Origin of the sequence: Quadrisphaera granulorum (assembly GCF_003149145.1) — a bacterium.
Taxonomy (GTDB): domain Bacteria; phylum Actinomycetota; class Actinomycetes; order Actinomycetales; family Quadrisphaeraceae; genus Quadrisphaera; species Quadrisphaera granulorum.
The window spans coordinates 100,811-117,973 of the sequence record NZ_QGDQ01000002.1; the positions used below are offsets into that span (position 1 = coordinate 100,811).

The window sequence follows — 17,163 nt, forward strand, 5'->3', positions numbered from 1 at the left end:
GTCGGATCTGCTCCCCTCGTCGCCGGCGGAAGGCGATGACGTCCGGTTCGACGCGGACGAGAGCACCGGGCCTGACAAAGACACTGCGCCTCACGAAGACACCGAGACCGCGGTCGCGGCTCCGCCGGCCGCGCGAGTGCGCGAGCCGGTCCCCGTGCTGGACGTGCCGGCGTGGATGCTCCTCGTGCTCGTCCTGGCGGGCCTGTGGGCGGCTGCCGTCGTCGGGCGCCCGGTCCCGGTACCGCTCGGCGCTGCGCTCGTCGTCGCCGTCCTCCTCCTCCTCGGTGACCAAGCCGTCGCGGCGCTGCGGCTCGTGGTGCGCGGCCGGATCTCGCGAGTCCTCGTGGCGGTCGGTGTCGGAACCACCGTGCTCATGACGGCCCTGCTCGCGCTGAACACCGTCGGTCCGCTCGTCGGTGTTGCCCGGCCGCTGAGCGCCGTCCCGGTCGCGGTGACCGTGACGCTGACCGCGCTCCTCCTGCACCTGCCGCAGGCAAGGCGCACCCGGCAGACGGGGCTGACCCGGCACGTGGGGCTGCCCGTACCTCGAGCGGGCGCGGTGCTGGGCGGGGCTGCCCTGGCCCTGATCCCCCTCGCCGGCGGGGCCAGCGCCGTGGCCCTGGACAACGGCCGCGGGCCGGTGCTCGGCGTCGTCGTCATCAGCACCGGACTGGTGCTGCTGGCGGTGCTGGGACTGCGCCGCCAACCCCCCTCGCGAGGGTGGATCGCCGCGGCCGTCTACGCGGTGTCGCTGTCCTGGCTGCTGATGTCCTCCCTGCGCGGGCCGAGCATCACCGGGCACGACGTGCAGACCGAGCACTACGCCGCTCAGCTGGCGGCGACCGCGGGCCACTGGTCACCGAGTGCCTTCCCCTCCGACTACAACGCGTGCCTGTCGGTCACGGTGCTGCCAGCGGCCCTCGGCGCCCTGCTCCACATCGGCGTGGTGCCCTGGTTCACCGCCGTCGCGCAGATCCTCTTCGCGCTGTGCCCGGTGGCCGTTGCCGTCGCCGGAGATCGCCTGGCCGGCCCCCGGTTGGGGTTGGCCGCTGCGGTGCTGTTCGCGGCGTTCCCCACCTTCGTCGTGGACCTGTCGATGATGGTCCGCCAGGAGGTTGCCTTTCTCCTGGTGGCGGTGATCGTGCTGCTGCTGGTCCAGCGCCACGACGACGCCACCCCCGGCGCGCTGGGACGCCTCCGCCTCGCGGTGCTCCTGGTCGGGGCGGGAGTCGTGCTGTCGCACTACTCGACCTCCTATGTGCTCATGGTGCAGCTGGGCGTGGCGGCCATCGCGTGCGCGGCGCTGAAGCTGTTCCGCATCCAGCGCGGCGTGCGGCCGGTGTTCACGCTGCCGCTGGTCGCCGTCCTCGCGTCCGTGGCGCTGCTGTGGGGGGGCTCCGCGACCGGCACGGGCGGCAGCGCGGTGCATGTTGCGGGGCAGGTGATCGGCGTCCTGACGGGCCGGGTGGTCGACCAGGTGGGATCCGGCGACGCCTCCGTGAGCATCTTCGGTGGCGGCAAGCGGCCGACCCCTCAGGACAGGCTCGACAACGCCGTCGACGACATCGTCGACGGCGCCTCGCCCGAGCAGAAGACCGCAATCCGTTCCGTGCTGACGCAGTTCCCGCTGGCTGCCCCGCCGGAGGAGGTTCAGCCCCTGACCCCCGTCGGGCGGTTCCTGCGGGGCGCCGGGATCGACGTCGACACGGTGATCGCCGGCATCCGCACGGCCTCGGCCCAGCTGCTGCAGGTGCTGGTCGGATTCGGGGTGCTCGCCGCCCTGTGGCAAGCGCTGCGGCGCCGACGCGACCCTGAGCTGGCACTGATGGCGGCGGGCGCGCTGGTGGTGCTGGCCAGCTTCGTGCTCATGCCCCTGCTGACCGCCGCGTACGGACTACTACGCGTGTTCCAGCAGGGGCTTCTCGTGGCCGCGGTGCCGACCGTCGTGGTTCTGGCGCGATCGCTGCAGCTGGCACCGGGGGCAGCACTCCTGGCTACCGGCAGGTGGCGCAGGGCTGGCCGGGTCCGTGGCCGGGTCTCTCGCTGGAGTTCCGGGCGAGACCTGCCCGCACGGGTGGCACTGCTCGTGGTGATCGCCTTCGCGGTGAGTTCCACCAGCCTGCTGTCGGCGCTGACCGGCGGCTACCAGCCCGCGCTCACCCTGGCCAGCACCGGACCTTACGCCCGCTCCTTCACCACCAGCAACGGCGAGCTGGCGATGTTCCACTGGGTGGCGCGCCAACCCGCGGTGAAGGCGCAGGGGGGCCAAGCGGTGCAGGCCGATCTGTGGACGGGCATCCGCTTCTGGAGCCAGACGCAGGTGTCATCGCCACCGTTGGGGATGCTGCCCCTGGAGCTCCGCGACGGCACGTACGTGCTGGTCGGTAGCGCGCTCCTCAAGGACGGCACCGCCACCACCGGCACGCCGAACCTCGCAGCCGACTACGCCTACCCGGTGCCGGGCCTGACCAGCAACCGCGACCTCGTCTACAACGACACCAGCGCGCAGGTGTGGCGATGAGCGCCGCGGCCGACCGCCTGCTCGTGCTGAGCGGGTACTACCCGCCGCATGTCGGCGGCGTCGAGGTGTGCGCGCAGCGGTACGCGGAGGCCCTCGCACGGCGCGGCTGGGCTGTGCACGTGCTCACCAGCACCCTCGGGGCGTCGCCTGATCGCACCGAGCGGCCACGGAAGAACCCCACACCCGGGCAGGTCGTGGTGTCGCGGCTGGAGGGGTGGGAGGTCGCCCACACCCCGCTCCTCCCGGGTCTGCTGACCGCCGCGTGGCGAGCTGCCAGGGGCGCCACCGTCCACCTGCACACCGGCCACGCCACCACCGACGTGGCGGCGTGGGTGGCGGCGCGCCTGCGGCGGAGCCCTCTGGTCGTGCACTTCCACATGGACCTCCCGGCCTCCGGTGTCGTGGGAGCGGTCGTCCTGCCGCTCTACAAGCGCTGGGTGCTCAGCGCTGTGCTGCGCTCGGCGACCCGGGTCGTGGTGCTCACGGACGCTCAGCGCGAGCACGTGGTCGGCACCCACGGCGTGCGCCCTGAGCGCGTCGCCGTCGTCCCCAACGGCGTCGACGAGCTGTTCGCAGCCCTTCCCCGCTCAGAACGCCGTTCGGACGAGCCGCTGCGCGTGCTGTCGGTGTGCCGTCTGGTGCCGCAGAAGGAGCCCGGCGTGCTGCTGCAGTCCCTCGCACTGACCGGCGGGGCGCTCACGGCAACCCTCGTCGGAGACGGCGAGCTGGCGCCGGCGCTGGCGGACCTCGCGGACGAGCTGGACCTGGGCGAGCGCCTGCGCCTCACCGGTGCACTGTCCGGGAAGGCACTGCACGCGGAGTTCTCCGCGGCGCAGGTCTTCGTCGTGACGTCCGCGGTCGAGGGCATGCCGCTGGCGCTGCTCGAGGCGATGGCCGCGGGGCTCACCCCCGTGGTGCGCGACCTGCCCGAGCTGCGCTCCGTGGTCGGGGACGCCGGGGTGCTCGTACCTGTCGACGACCCTGCCGACGCCCCCGCCGCCTTCGCCGCGGCCCTCGATGCACTGGCGGCGGACCCCGCCCGCTGCGCCGAGCTGGGTCGGGCCGCACGCGTGGCGGCGGCTGGCCGCACCTGGGAGCAGAGCGCGGACCTGCTGGATGACGTCCTGCTGGCGGAGGTGGTGGTCTGATGCGGATCGCCATCGTCTACGACGCCGTCCACCCCTGGGTGACCGGAGGCGGCGAGCGACGCTTCCACGAGCTCGCCGTGCGGCTGGCCGCCGCGGGGCATGAGGTGCACTGGTACGGCATGCGCTGGTGGGACGGGCCTTCGGTGATCGAGCGCGACGGCGTCGTCCTGCATGGCGTCTGCCGGGCGCTGCCCCTCTACACGCCCACCGGTCGACGCTCCGTGGTCCAGGCCCTCGTCTTCGGGTTGGCGTGCCTGCGCCTGCTGGGCGCCCGCTACGACGTCGTCGACTGCTGCGGCTTCCCCTACTTCTCGCTGTTCGCGGCGCGACTCGCGACCTGGCTGCGGGGCGGCCGGCTGGTGAGCACCTGGCACGAGGTGTGGGGCCCGGACTACTGGCGCACCTACCTGGGGCGCCTCGGCATCGTCGGCGCCGTGGTGGAGCGCCTGGCCGCGCAGCTGCCCGACACCGTGGTCCCGGTCTCACCGCAGACCGCCGGACGGCTCACCGAGTTGGGGGTGAGGGCTCCCGCCACCGTCGTCGTCAACGGTGTCGACCACACCGCCGTGGCGGCGGCCGAGCCGGCGGCCCGCGGGTACGACGTGGTCTGCGCCGGGCGGCTGTGCGACTTCAAGGACGTCGAGCTGCTGCTCGACGCCCACGCACTGCTGCTCGCCGAGAGGCCCGGCACCACCCTGGGGGTGGTCGGTGACGGCCCGCATCGCGAGGCGCTGCAGGCCCGCGTCGAGGCGCTCGGCACCGGGGCGCACGTGGAGTTCACCGGCTGGCTCCCCACCGAGAGCGACGTGCACGGCGTGCTGAAGTCTTCCGGGGTGCTCGCGCTCACCTCGCAGCGCGAGGGCTTCGGCATCGTGGTGGTCGAGGCTCACGCGTGCGGTGTGCCCGCGGTCGTGGCGGACCACCCCGGCAACCTCGCGACGGCCCTGGTCGCCCCCGGAACCGGCACGGTCTGCGCCCCGCAGCCTGCTGCTGTAGCCGCGGCACTGCTCGCCCAGCTGGCGATCCTCGACGACGACGACGCCCGCGCCGAGGTGCGAGCCGCCGCACGGCGCAACGCCGACCGCTACCACTGGGACACGGTGGCCCGTGAGTACGCCGACGTCCTGCAGGGGGCGAAATGATCAGCGACGAGCGCGTGACCAGCGACGACGTGCCGCTGGCACCGCTCGAGCCGGGCCGCTCGGCCACGTTTGCCGCGCTCCGCGCGCGCGAGGCCGCCGAGAAGGAGGCCTCCGCCGCTCGGCAGACGGTCGCCCGACGCAGCGCCCTCCGCGCGGGCGTCCTCGTCGTCGTCGTCCTCGTCGTCGGGGTGCTGGTCTGGTGGGCGGCGCGGCTGCCCGGCTCGCCCGTGCGCGACTGGGTCGAGCGGCGTCCCGCTGACGTCACCGCGATGAGCTTCGTGGATCCCGAGGAGCTGCCCAGCACATTCGTCCCCGGTGACGACGTGGAAGTGAAGGTCCAGGTGCAGCGGACCACGGCCCCCGGCGCGCCGGACACGAGCAAACAGCTGCGCTGGCAGGCGCGGTGGGAAGCGCCCGACGGGACGACGAAGCCGCTGAAGGACGGCACGGTGACCGTCGCGCCCGACGGGCGCCAGGTTCTCGATCTCAGCGTCGAGCCACCGGGAAAGGCGTCGGGGCGCCTCGTCGTCGCGTTCGACTCGGGCCAGTGGCTCGCCCTGCGGCTGGAGGCCATCGATGGCTGAAGAGCAACTGCACGTGCTGCACGTCACCAAGCGGATGCCGAGCGCAACCGGCGGTGACGCCGTCGTGGTGAGCGAACTCCGCCGCGCCCAGCACGCCGCAGGCATGACCACCAGCGTGCTGACCAGCCGATGCCGCGACATCGACGACGCCCCCGGCCTGCACCGCACGGGCCTGCCGCTGCAACAGCACCAGATCGACGTCATCTCCCTGCGCCGCATCGTCTCGCTGCTCCTCACGGCGGTGCACGCGTGGTTCCTGGTGCGCCGGACGCGGCCCGACGTCGTCCACGTCCACACCGTCGACCTGGGCGCAGCCATCGCTCCCGCGTGCCTGCTGCTCGGCGTGCCCCGGGTGATCACCCTGCACGGCACGAGCATCGGCAACGCCTACTTCTCGCCCGCCAAGCAGCGCCTCGAGGCGCTCCTGCTGCGCCTCGGCGGCTACGCCGAGATCATGACCGTGGACCCCACCACCCTGCCGGCGCTGCGGGAGGCCGGAGCTACCGCTGCGAAGGCCGTGCTCAATGCGGTTCCCCTCGACCAGCCATCACGCCTCGACGCCGAGGCCGCTGCACCGGGGGGAGAGGCGGCACCGCTGCTCTTCGTGGGACGGCTCGAGCGGGTCAAGGGCGTCGACGTGCTACTCGACGCGCTCGCCCTGCTGGCCGCCGGCGGTCGCCGTCCCCGCCTCGACGTCGTCGGCGAGGGCAGCGAGCGTGAGGCTCTTGTCGCACAGGCTGCTCGCCTCGGGATCGCGGAGCAGGTGCGCTTCCTCGGGCGCCTGGATCAGCCTGCGGTGGCTGAGCTGCGCCGCAGCGCGAGCGCGCTGGTACTGCCCAGCCGCTACGAGGGGCTGGCGCTCGTGCTTCTCGAGGCGTGGGCCAGTGAGCTTCCCGTGGTGACCAGCGACGCCGGGGCGGTGCCGGAGGTGTGCCGCGACGGTGTCGACGCCCTCGTCGTCCCTGTCGACGATGCCGCAGCGCTGGCCGGTGCCCTGGAACGGCACCTCGACGACCCGGCCGCCGCTGCCCAGCGCGCTCGTACCGCGCGGCGCACCGCGCAGGAGCGGCACTCCTACCCGGCGCTGGCCACCGCACTGGAGGACATCTACGCCGACGCGCGGGCCGCGTCCGGGTCGTCAGCGCTGGTGGTGAACTCCCTGGCCCAAGTGCTGGCCACGGCGGCCATGGCTGCATCCGGGGCGCTGTTCTGGTTCCTGTGCGCACGGCTCTACCCGGCTCACGACGTCGGCCTGGCCACCGCGCTGATCTCGGCGAGCTCCGTGGTCTCGCTGGCCAGCCTGGCCGGCTTCCACACGACGTTCCTGCGGTACCTGCCGGGCAGCGCGCACCGCAGCAGGTACCTCGACACCGGGTTCCTTGTCTCCGCCGTCACCGGGGTGGTGCTCTCGATCGGCCTGGTGCTCGTGCTGCCGGAGGTCGCCCCCGAACTCTCCCGGCTGCGGACCGACTGGACGGCGGCCGCCGCGTTCGTGCTCGTGACCGTCGCGACGAGCGTCAACACCCTCACCGATGCGGCGTTCATGGCCCTGCGCGCCGCGAAGTACAACCTCCTCTTCGACGGGGTGCTGCAGAGCGCGGGGCGCCTGCTCGGGGTCGCGCTGCTGGCCAGCGGCGGGTACCTGGGGATCTTCAGTGCTTCAGGTGCCGGAACGCTCCTCGCGACGGCGGCGAGCGTCGTCGTCCTGGTCCGCAGGTTCGCCTACCGGCCCCGCGGTCGCATCGACATCTCGGTGCTCACGCACGTGCGCGCGTACGCCGCCGGCAACCACCTCGCCTTCGTCGTCAACCTCGTGCCGACGTTGGCGATCCCGGTGCTGGCGCTGCATCAGTTGGGGGCAACGCAGGCGGCTCACCTGTCGATGGCCTTCACGGTGTCCAACGTCTTCTTCGGTGCCGCCTACGCCATCACCGCTGCCACCTTCGCCGAGGCGTCCTACGCCGAGCAGCCCCTCGCGCAGGTGCTGCGGCGCTCCGCGCGGGTACTCGCCGTGGTCGTCGTCCCGGCGACCCTGATCATGGTCGTGTTCGCCGGGCCGCTCCTGTCGGTGTTCGGCCCCGGGTACGCCGACGGCGCGAGCACCGCGCTCGTCGTGTTCGGGCTGAGCACGCCGCTGGTCGCCGCGTACGACCTCGCGACGGTGGTGCTGCGCTCCCGGCAGCGGTCGCTGCCGCACGTGGTGGTCCAGTCGGTGTACTGCGTCACGGTGGTGGGCTGCATCGTCGCGTGGAGGGGCGCCGGCCCCGTCGGCACCGCGGCGGCGTGGGCCACCGGCACCGCTGTGGGTCTGGTGGCCGCGCTGATCGCGGTGGCTCGCACGCCCCGGGCCGAGGTGCCTGATACCAACAACACCCCTGACACCACCAACACCGCCGACAGCACAGCCAGTACTGACGGCGCCGACAGCCGGATCCCGGCCACTCCTCCCCCCTCCGTCTCCGTCGTCCAGGGAGCACCATGAGCACGCTGACGCTGTTCCAGGCACTGCGCACGGGCACTCTCCGCCGCGGTACAGGTGCCGAACCCGGCACGCACGCCGCCTCCGGGGAGCCGGGCGGCTCCCTGCTGGTGCGCGACAGCCTGTGGGACGGCTACCACTTCGTGATCCTCGCCGGTCCGCTGAGCGGCCTGGACCTCGACCTGGGGCGGCGGCGTCTTGTCGAGCTCTGCGACCAGCTGCGGCCCGCCCTGGGGGTGCGCTCGCAGGGCCGGCGCTCCGTGCCGCAGAACGCGACGGAGGCCGCCGCACTCGCCGAGCGGCTCGTCGTCACTGACCCGCTCCTCGACGACGACGACGACGACGACGGCGACGACGGCCACGCCGGCCAGGTGGCGCGCCTGCTCGGCGAGCCGTTGGACGGGCTGCCCTTCCGCATCAGCGTCGGCAAGCGGTACGTGGCCATCCACATCGACCACGTCGTCGGTGACGGCACCGCGATGTACGAGCTCGCCCCGTGGCTGGTCAGCCTCGTCTGCGGCGCCGAGCTCCGGCCGGTGCCGTCGCTGCAGACGACCCCGAAGCCGCACATCGCGGCGCTGCGCAACACCTTCGACAGGACGACGCTGCCCACGGCCGTACGCCGCACCGTGGCGGGCGTCCTCGCGGAGCGGCTCGCGCAGGCCAGCCCGGCGCCAGCAGGGTGGGACGCACGCCCGTCGGTGGAGTCCGTGGTGGATCCCCGCGGCACGGCGGAGGCCCTCAAAGCGTTCCGGCAGGCCCACGCCAAGGGCCTGTCGAGCGGGATGGCGCTCATGGCCGCGGTGTGGTTCGCCCTGGTCGAGCACTCCGCCGTCGCCCCGGACCTGCGACCCGGCATCGGCGTGGACCTGCGGCGCTACCTGCCGCGGCGGACCCCGGTCTTCGGCAACTTCTCCGCGTGCGTGAGGCTCCCGGAGGGTACCCCGCGGCACCCGGTGGACCTGCGCGACGCGCTGGAAGCCGAGGCCGCGACGGGGGTATCGCTCCTGGCGGCGAGCGCGCAGTGGGGTCTCGCGTCCGTGCGCGCCCAGCTGCGGTCCGCCGTCCCCGCTCCCCTGCGCAGCCTCACGGATCGCCCACGTGGCTCGTCAGGCTCCACCCACCACGGCGCGAGCCTGGTCCTCAACCACCTCGGCCGACCCACGGGCTGGGAGAAGCTGCCCTGGGAGTCGGGGGCTCCGCGTGTGCTGATCAACGCGCCGAGCGTCGACAGCAGCCGTGCGATCACGGTGAACATCGTCGAGATGTCCGACGGGCCGCACATCGCGGCGTCGTTCTTCGAGTCCGTGGTGCCACGTGCCGCCGTGCGCGCCGCGCTGGAGGACGTCACGCACCACCTCGACGACGTGCTCGCTGAGATGGTGCGCCGCCGCTGAAGCGGCTTCTCAGCGGGGGTCGTGCTCGGCGTACCAGGCGGCGACGCGGCGGAAGCCCTCGTCGAGGTCGACCTGCGGACGCCACCGGAGCACCCGCTGCGTCTCGCGCTGGTCGAACCAGTGGGCGGTGCCCAGCTGCTCGGCCAGGAACGACGTCAGCGGGGGCTCCTCGGCTCCCAGCGGGTGACCGGCGAGCCGCAGGCCCTTCCAGATCGCCTCGACAGCGTGCCCCGCGGCGCTGGCCGCGCGCGTGGGAATCCGCCGGGTCGGCACGGGCGCACCACCGGCTACAGCCATCTTCGCGAGCAGCTCCCCCACGGTGCGAGGCTGACCGCTGGAGATGACGAAGGCGCGGCCGTGGGCGTCGTCGTCGGCGGCGTGGTCGAGTGCTGCGGCGATCGCCGCGGCAGCGTCGTCCATGTACGTGGTGTCGATGAGGGCGGTGCCGTCACCGATGACCACCATGCGGCCGACCCGGGCCCGCTCGACCACGCGGCCGACCAGCTGCGTGTCGCCAGGGCCCCACACGATGTGCGGGCGGACGGCGACGACGGCGAAGCCCCCCTCACGGCCGGTGTCAGCGGCCAGGGCGATGAGCTCAGCGGCAGCCTTGGTGCGCGCGTACGGGCCTCGCGCGTGCTCGGGATCGGCCACGCCGGCTCCCTCGCCCACCAGCGACGACCCGGTGTGCGCCACCGATGGCGACGACACCTGGACGAACCGGGTCGCGCCAGCCTCGCGGGCCGCTGCCAGCAGCGCGCGGGTCCCCTCGACGTTGATCGCCCGGTACTCCTCCTCCGGGCCGGTCAGCGCGACCTTGGCGGCCAGGTGCACCACCGCGTCGATGCCGTCGCAGGCGCGGCGGAGGGCCGCAGAGTCGGACATGTCGCCCTGCACGTCGCGCACTCCCGCGACGCCGCTCGGGCGGCGCTGGAAGGTGGTGACGTCATGGCCGCGGGCGGCGAGCACGGAGGCCGTCGTGCCGCCGAGCAGGCCGCTGGCGCCGGTCACGAGCACCTTCACCGGGGCACCTCCACAGCGCCGACGATCCGGCTGTCGGCCGGGGTGCTGCCGGTGAGCACGCCGTCGGCCCAGGCGGCCACCCGCGTCCTGTCGACCTTGGAGCGGTGGCGGACGTCGGTGGGCAGCTCAGCGGTGACGAGCACGGCAGCCACCGGCACGGGCGTGCCCGCGGCGCGGCGGACGGCGTCGACCAGTTCCACCGATGCCGGTCCCGGAACGGGCGCCCCGGGCTGTCCCGTGGTTTCGACGACGACGACGGGCTGCTGCGTTCCGACAGGGCCGACGCCCACGACCGCTGCCCTCGCGATGCCCGGCAGCTGCAGCACGCGCTGCTCCGGACCGACCGGGGTCAGCGGCCCCGCAGCGGTGGTGATCACGTGGGCGAGGCGCCCCTCGACCCAGATCCGTCCCGCGGCGTCGAGGTGGCCGACGTCGCCGGTGCGGTGCCAGCCAGGCTCACCGTTCTCTCCGGGGGTGTCGCGGATGCTCTCGCGCTGGACGTCCCAGAGCTGGTCGTAGTGGTCCTTCATGATGGGCGAGCAGACCACCAGCTCGCCCATCGGCGCATCGGCACCCTCGACCAGCGGCCCGACCGCCCGGCCGGTCTCGTCCAGGGCGGAGGTCGCCACTCGGGTGCCGGGCAGCGGAGACCCGACCAGCACGCCCTCGCCGGGGCCCGCGGCCTGCAGTTCGGTGAGGTTGGTCTGGGCCACGAGCAGGCCCTCGGTCATGCCGTAGGGGGTCCGGCACTCCGCGTGCGGCAGCACGTCACCCGCCGCAGCGAGCAGTTCGGTACCCACGGGAGCCCCGGCCGAGAGCAGCAGCCTGACGCGGGCGAGTGCGGCGCGGCCGGCGTCGTCGACGTCGTCAGCGGTGGCCACCACCCGCCGCAGCGCGGCGGGTGAGGCGAACACCACCGGCGCTGCCGCCTCCGCGGTGTCGTCATCCGGGGCGACAGCGACCACCGCGCGCGCCAGGGCGGCCGCGGTGAGCGTGTCGGGCTTGGTGACGTCGGTCTCGGGGACCGCGGCCGTCGCGCCGAGCAGCGGCGCCAGGATGGCAAACGGCGCGAACGCCGCCACGAGTGATCCGCCCGGACCCAGCCCGCAGGTCTGCGCTGCGGCGTCACGCAGGGCCTGCAGCGTGGCGTGCGTGTGCACGACGCCCTTGGCGGGCCCGGTGGAACCCGAGGTGAAGAGCACCGCGGCCTCGTCGGACGACGACGGCTCGGGGAGCGGCTGGTAGCCCGTCGTCCCGCGACGGGCGCGACCCACGGCCTCGAGGTCGGCCAGGTGCTCGACAGGTCCGAGTGCACGGCGCTTCAGCCCCGTGCTGGGGCCGGCGAGCACGCGCCGTCCAGGCCAGTTCAGAGCTCGAGCGGCCAGCAGCGCCCTCTCGATGCCGATGACGACGGCGGGGTCGGCGCTGGCGACGGCCCGCGTGAGGCCCTTGACGCCGAGACCGGCGTCCGCGACCACCACCACCGCTCCCAGGCGCAGGCAGGCGCTGAACAGCGCGGACAGGTCCGGGCCCGGAGGCACGAGCAGAGCCACCCGCTGACCGGGCACGACGCCGGAGGCAGCGAGACCCTCGGCGAGGTCTTCGACGCGGGCGGCGAGCTGCTTCCAGGTGAGCGTCTCGGCGGGTGCGCCGGGGCGCAGCTGGGCAACGGCGACGGCGTCGTCCTGGGAACGCTCGCGCAGCGCTGCCCACAGCGGCGGACGCTTGGGGGCCGGGGTAAACGTGCTGGTCGGGCTGATCGGGGACGACGCGCCATGGAGCTGCTTCAGCCAGCGGACCACGGTTCCGGCGACTCCGCGCTCGGGCTCGACGTCCTCCACGAGCAGGTGGCCGGTGCCTTCGAACCGGTGGACGTCGGCCTGGGGCAGGCGGGCGCGCAGGTCTTGGAAGTACCGCTGCCGGAACACCGGGTCCGCCGGACCCCACAGGAGCAGCGAGGGCACTGCGTCAGCGCCGATGGCCGACAGGCCCGCCGCCACCCGGTCCAGCTCGGGCGCACTCGGGTGGCCGGGTGTCACGGGGATGTCAGCGACGAAGGCCCCGACGCCCGCCCGGCGCGCGGCGCCGCGGTAGGGCGCCAGGTAGCCCTCGGCTACACCCGGCGCCAGCGGCTTGCGGGCCGTGGCCACCGTCGCACGCATGAAGGCGTCGGTGGTGGTGGTGCCGAGCAGATGCAGGCCTTTGCTGGTGAAGGGCACGAGGATCGCCGGGAGGGCTGCGTCCTCGGGTTGGTGCACCGCGGTGTTGAGGAGGACGACGCCGTCCAGCACCTCGCGGTGACGGCCCGCCCACCCGGAGGAGATGACACCGCCCCAGTCGTGACCGATGGTCACCACGCGGGAGGGGCTCTCGCCGCCGGTGATGCCCAGGGCGTCGGTGAGACGGCCGAGGTCGTCGATGCGGCGCTCCAGACGGCGGCGCGTGCCGGTGCGCTCGGAGAAGCCCATGTCGAGCTGGTCCGGTGCCACCAGCCGCCACCCGGCCGCGGCGACGCGGGGGAGCAGCGAACGCCACAGGAACGACCACGTCGGGTTGCCGTGCACCGCGAGGAGCACGCCCACCGGCGGGGCACCGGTGGCCTCGTAGACCGCGTCGGCGCCGTCGAGGAGGTGGACGGTGCGGGTGATGCCATCAGCGTCGGTGAAGCTGACCAGGCGCGACCAGGCCGGGTCCAGGCCGGGAAGGCCGGCCGGGGGTAGCGCCGCAGGGGCGCGGGTCACCAGACGATCTCGCAGAACGCCGAGTTCAGGCCCGAGCCGACGCCCAGGCACAGCACCCGGTCACCCGGCTCGAGCGAGTCAGCCTCGCGCGCCAGTGTCATGGGCAGGGACGCCGGCCCCACGTTGCCGAGCACCGGGTAGCTCTCCGGCACCTTCGACCACGGCACGCCGGTGCGCTCCACCAGCGCCGCCATGTGGATCTTGGAGACCTGGTGGAAGACGTACCGGGCTACGCCCGTGCTCCATCCCCACTCGGGCTCGGCGGCATCGAATGCCTCGCCGACCAGCGCCACGCCGTGCTCGAGCAGGCCGCGACCGTCCGCCACCATCTGCTCCGCGCTCGCCACGCACAGGCCGTGGTGGGAGCTGCCACTGCGGCCCACGCCGCCGGTGATGCGGTGGCCCTCGGGGTGCTCGTCGGCCCGGCCCAGCACGGCGGCGACCGCACCCGACCCCAGGGTCAGCGACGCGAACTCGTCGAGGTACTCCTGGCGCGTGACGGGCTGGTTGGCCAGTCTGTCGAGGGTCCTGTCGAACATCGGGCTGATGTCTTCGGCGCCCACCACGACGGCGTACCGGACCTGTCCGGAGTCGATCATGGCCGAGGCCGTCTGCAGCCCGTTGATGAAGCCCAGGCAGGCATTGGTGATGTCGAAGTTCATCGCCGACGTCGGAAGGCCCATCGCCTCGTGGACGACGGCGGACACCGCCGGCTCGAGGTGATACCTCGTCACGGAGGTGTTGATGACCATCCCGACGTCCGAGGCGTCGATCCCGGACTCCGAGAGCGCCTTCGACCCCGCCATGGCCGCCGCCTCGCCGCAGGAGACGTCAGCCGGGTAGAGGCGGCGCTCGCGGATGCCGGTCACGCGCTCGAGCAGGCCCGCGCGGATGCCGAGCCTCGCCATGGTGCCGGCGAGTCGCTCGTCCAGCTCGTCGGACGTGACGACGATCGGCGCCTCGATGGCGGTGATGGAGAGCAGGGCGGTGTTGGCCGCCCGCCAGCTCGTGTTGCCGTTCACGCACACCTCGTTCCAGGGCTCAGGACCCCCGAGGTTATCGGTCTCAGAGGGGTGGTGCCCGTGTCGCGAGATGCATCAGGGCCCGGCCGCTGTCTGCGACCGGGCCCTGAACTCGCGGTGCGCGAGGGGGGAGTTGAACCCCCACGCCCTTCCGGGCACACGGACCTGAACCGTGCGCGTCTGCCTATTCCGCCACTCGCGCGAGCACCAGAAAAGCTAGCACGCTGGGCGCGGCACCCCGCGCAACACCCGCGGGAGGGGCTTCACGCCGCGCGGAGGACGCCATGAGCCAGCACTGCCACCACGCCGCGGATACGATCCAGAACCGGCTGCCGCACGCTGAGGGGAGGGGCCGTGGGAGTGCTCGACCGCTTCGAGCGCAGCGTCGAGCGCGTCGTCAACGGCGTCTTCGCGAAGGCTTTCAAGAGCGAGGTGCAGCCCGTCGAGCTGGCCAGCGCCCTGCGGCGCGAGGTCGACACGACGTCTGCCGTCGTCGGTCCCGGCCGCACGCTCGTGCCCAATGCGTTCACCATCGACCTGGGCCCCGCCGACCACGAGCGCTTCTCCTCCTGGGAGGACGCGCTCGCCGCAGAACTGGCGACGGCGGTCACCGAGCACGCACGCGCCCAGCGGTACTCCTTCTCCGGGCCTGTGGTGGTGCGTCTGCAACGCGACGACGAGCTCGCCACCGGCGTGTTTCGGGTGCGCAGCGCTCGCGTCCGGGGCGGCATCGCGCCCGCGACGTCCGCCGTCGCCACTCCGGCCCACCCCGTCCTCGAGGTCGACGGCCGCAGCTACCAGATGACGAGCGAGCGGACCGTCATCGGGCGCGGGAGCGAGTGCGACGTCGTCGTCGACGACCCGGGCACCTCCCGGCGCCACCTGGAGGTGGTCCGCAGCGGCGGACGCACCACCGTCCACGACCTGGGCTCGACCAACGGCACCAGCGTCGATGGCCGCCGCCTCGACGACGCGGGCGGACGCACCGCCGTGCTGCACGACGGCAGCCGCATCCAGCTCGGACGCACGACCGTGGTGTTCCACTCCGGCGAGAGCTCCGACAACCCCGACGAAGAGTGGTGAGCTCGTGAGCCAGCTCACCGTCACGGTCCTCCAGCTGGGCCTGCTCGTGCTCCTGTGGCTGTTCGTGCTGGGGGTCGTCACCGTGCTGCGGCGCGACCTGTTCGGCGCGCGCGCCCCCAGGCAAGAGCCTGCCGCGGCGGTTGCCGCACCTGACGCACCTGCTCGCCAGCCCGTCCAGCAACCGGCGGCCTCCCGGCCGGCTCCGGCCCCCGAGCGACGGCCCGAGACACCACGCTTGGTCCTGGTCACCGAGGGCCCTCGCTCCGGCACCCGCCTCGAGCTGGGCTCCTCGCCGATCCTGCTGGGCCGCTCCGACGACTGCACCCTCGTCCTCGGCGACGACTACGCCTCCGGCCACCACGCCCGCCTCGCACCTAGCCCGCAGTCCCCCGGAGGGTGGGTGGTGGAAGACCTCGGCTCCACCAACGGCACCACGGTGGGTCGTGGGTCGGCCGCCGTCCCCGTCCGCGGAGCGGTACCGGTGGGCGTGGGCAGCGTGGTGCGCGTCGGCCGCACCACCCTGGAGCTGCGCGCATGACCCTCGCCCTGCGGGCCGCTGCCCGCTCCGACGTGGGCCTGGTCCGCGCCAGCAACCAGGACTCCGGCTTCGCGGGGGCCCGATTCATCGTCGTCGCTGACGGCATGGGCGGTCACGCCGGCGGCGACGTCGCCTCGGCCACCGCCGTCGCCGAGCTCATGGGCCTGGACGACGAGGCGCACGGCGCGGAAGCGCCCCAGCGGCTCGCCGACGCCGTGGCACGCGCCCAGACCGCGCTGCTGCGCCGGGTGGCCGCCGAACCGGCGCTGGCGGGCATGGGCACCACGGTGACCGCCCTGCTGCGCGCAGGGGAGCGCCTGGTGCTGGCGCACCTGGGGGACTCGCGCGCCTACCTGCTGCGTGACGGCGCCCTGGCGCAGGTCACCCGCGACCACACCTTCGTGCAGCGGCTCGTCGACGAGGGCCGCATCACCGCGGCCGAGGCCGAGCACCACCCGCAGCGCAACGTCATCCTCCGCGTCCTCGGTGACGTGCAGTCCTCGCCCGATCCCGACCTGTCGGTGCAGGAGGCGCACGTCGGCGACCGCTGGCTGCTCTGCTCCGACGGGCTCCCCCGCGTCGTCTCCGACGAGACGATCGAGCGGACGTTGCTGCGCGTCGGTGACGTGGGGGCGTGCGCCGAGACACTGGTCGAGTTGGCGCTGCGCGCCGGCGCGCCCGACAACGTGACGTGTGTCGTCGCCGATGTCGTCGAGGTCGAGCCGGGTGGTCCACCGGCCACGGAGCGACAGGTGGTCGGTGCCGCCGGTGAGCGCCCGGATCCCGCCGAGCGCGCCGTCCGCATCCCCACGAGCCCCGCGATGCGCGCCGCGGGGCTGGGTCGCGGCTCGACCCCTTCCCCCGTGACTCCGCCGACCGGAGCGCCCGCCCCCGTCACGGCCACGCTGGACGCCTCGGCGACCGACCTCACGGATCGACCGGCAGCCCGGCAGACAGATCCTCAGCCGGACTCGCTGGAGGACCCTGACGACGACGGACAGCCCCGCCCCGTCACCGGGCGGCGACCCGACGACCCGCCGCCCCGACCAGCGCGCGTGCGCTGGGGATTGCGGGCTCTGGTGCTGCTCGCCGTGGTCCTCGTGCTCGGAGGCGGCGCCCTGGCCGGGTCGGCGTGGCTGGGGCGCCAGTACTTCGTCGCCGACGACAACGGCACCGTGGCCATCTACCGGGGCCTTTCACAGGACGTCGGCCCGCTGCACCTCTCGCAGCTGGTCAGCCCCACAGACCTGCGCACCTCCGAGCTCCCCGAGCTCTACCGGCAGCGTGTCGACGCCACGATGACAGCGGGAAGCCTCGGCGAGGCCGAGAAGATCGTCCAGCAGTTGCGCGACGTCTCCAGCACGGCGAACGCCACCGGTTCGACGGGCCCGACAGGCGGCATCCAGCCCTCGCCGACTGACAGCCTCCCCTCGCCGACGATCACGACGACGACGGCCGCACCGTGAGCGCCCGCTGGACCGAGTT

The 17,163-nt window shown here is 73.6% G+C and carries 12 protein-coding genes and 1 tRNA gene; 9 read left to right on the top strand and 4 right to left on the bottom strand.

Annotated elements, in window-relative coordinates; genetic code table 11:
• The first annotated feature begins 154 nt into the window (after nt 1-154).
• The 6 genes from BXY45_RS02860 to BXY45_RS02885 are packed head-to-tail and all read left to right on the top strand — an operon-like array spanning nt 155 to nt 9,271.
• Nucleotides 155-2,521, top strand: coding sequence for a hypothetical protein (locus BXY45_RS02860; protein WP_146211057.1), 2,367 nt, complete (start codon nt 155-157; stop codon nt 2,519-2,521).
• The gene (locus BXY45_RS02865) at nt 2,518-3,669 is read left to right on the top strand and encodes a glycosyltransferase family 4 protein (RefSeq protein WP_146211058.1); all 1,152 of its coding nucleotides are present in this window, start codon (nt 2,518-2,520) and stop codon (nt 3,667-3,669) included. The genes BXY45_RS02860 and BXY45_RS02865 overlap by 4 nt, the downstream gene beginning before the upstream one ends.
• Nucleotides 3,669-4,811 (top strand): glycosyltransferase family 4 protein, encoded by a 1,143-nt coding sequence (locus BXY45_RS02870; RefSeq protein ID WP_109772807.1) that lies wholly within the window; start codon nt 3,669-3,671, stop codon nt 4,809-4,811. Before BXY45_RS02865 ends, BXY45_RS02870 begins: the two co-directional genes overlap by 1 nt.
• On the top strand, nt 4,808-5,395 hold the full coding sequence (locus BXY45_RS02875; RefSeq protein ID WP_109772808.1) for a hypothetical protein: 588 nt from the start codon (nt 4,808-4,810) through the stop codon (nt 5,393-5,395). The genes BXY45_RS02870 and BXY45_RS02875 overlap by 4 nt, the downstream gene beginning before the upstream one ends.
• Nucleotides 5,388-7,877 (top strand): glycosyltransferase, encoded by a 2,490-nt coding sequence (locus tag BXY45_RS02880; RefSeq protein WP_109772809.1) that lies wholly within the window; start codon nt 5,388-5,390, stop codon nt 7,875-7,877. The genes BXY45_RS02875 and BXY45_RS02880 overlap by 8 nt, the downstream gene beginning before the upstream one ends.
• A complete protein-coding gene (locus BXY45_RS02885) occupies nt 7,874-9,271 on the top strand; it encodes a hypothetical protein (RefSeq protein WP_109772810.1) in 1,398 nt (465 codons plus the stop codon). Before BXY45_RS02880 ends, BXY45_RS02885 begins: the two co-directional genes overlap by 4 nt.
• A gap of 9 nt (nt 9,272-9,280) precedes the next feature.
• Here the strand turns inward: BXY45_RS02885 and BXY45_RS02890 are convergent, their stop codons facing one another.
• From BXY45_RS02890 to BXY45_RS02905, 4 genes are all read right to left on the bottom strand, one after another.
• Nucleotides 9,281-10,294, bottom strand: coding sequence for an NAD-dependent epimerase/dehydratase family protein (locus tag BXY45_RS02890; RefSeq protein WP_109772811.1), 1,014 nt, complete (start codon nt 10,292-10,294; stop codon nt 9,281-9,283).
• Nucleotides 10,291-13,035, bottom strand: a complete 2,745-nt coding sequence (locus tag BXY45_RS02895; RefSeq protein WP_211319173.1) for an alpha/beta fold hydrolase — start codon at nt 13,033-13,035, stop codon at nt 10,291-10,293. The genes BXY45_RS02890 and BXY45_RS02895 overlap by 4 nt, the downstream gene beginning before the upstream one ends.
• Entirely contained in the window at nt 13,032-14,057 is a 1,026-nt protein-coding gene (locus BXY45_RS02900) for a 3-oxoacyl-ACP synthase III (RefSeq protein ID WP_109772812.1), read from the bottom strand. The genes BXY45_RS02895 and BXY45_RS02900 overlap by 4 nt, the downstream gene beginning before the upstream one ends.
• Nucleotides 14,058-14,175: 118 nt before the next feature.
• A tRNA-Leu gene (locus tag BXY45_RS02905) sits at nt 14,176-14,259 on the bottom strand.
• 152 nt (nt 14,260-14,411) lie between these two features.
• Here BXY45_RS02905 and BXY45_RS02910 point away from each other — a divergent pair.
• Genes BXY45_RS02910 through BXY45_RS02920 form a run of 3 tightly spaced genes read left to right on the top strand, consistent with a single transcriptional unit; the run spans nt 14,412 to nt 17,144 of the window.
• Nucleotides 14,412-15,140 (top strand): FHA domain-containing protein, encoded by a 729-nt coding sequence (locus tag BXY45_RS02910; RefSeq protein ID WP_109772813.1) that lies wholly within the window; start codon nt 14,412-14,414, stop codon nt 15,138-15,140.
• 4 nt (nt 15,141-15,144) lie between these two features.
• Complete coding sequence (locus BXY45_RS02915; protein ID WP_109772814.1) at nt 15,145-15,678, top strand: FHA domain-containing protein FhaB/FipA; 534 nt, start codon at nt 15,145-15,147, stop codon at nt 15,676-15,678.
• On the top strand, nt 15,675-17,144 hold the full coding sequence (locus BXY45_RS02920) for a PP2C family protein-serine/threonine phosphatase (protein WP_109772815.1): 1,470 nt from the start codon (nt 15,675-15,677) through the stop codon (nt 17,142-17,144). Before BXY45_RS02915 ends, BXY45_RS02920 begins: the two co-directional genes overlap by 4 nt.
• Nucleotides 17,145-17,163 lie beyond the last annotated feature (19 nt).

Coding starts and splice junctions, on each gene's coding strand:
- BXY45_RS02865 (WP_146211058.1), top strand. CDS start 2,518: ATGAGCGCCGCGGCCGACCGCCTGCTCGTGCTGAGCGGGTACTACCCG.
- BXY45_RS02885 (WP_109772810.1), top strand. CDS start 7,874: ATGAGCACGCTGACGCTGTTCCAGGCACTGCGCACGGGCACTCTCCGC.
- BXY45_RS02870 (WP_109772807.1), top strand. CDS start 3,669: ATGCGGATCGCCATCGTCTACGACGCCGTCCACCCCTGGGTGACCGGA.
- BXY45_RS02875 (WP_109772808.1), top strand. CDS start 4,808: ATGATCAGCGACGAGCGCGTGACCAGCGACGACGTGCCGCTGGCACCG.
- BXY45_RS02920 (WP_109772815.1), top strand. CDS start 15,675: ATGACCCTCGCCCTGCGGGCCGCTGCCCGCTCCGACGTGGGCCTGGTC.
- BXY45_RS02880 (WP_109772809.1), top strand. CDS start 5,388: ATGGCTGAAGAGCAACTGCACGTGCTGCACGTCACCAAGCGGATGCCG.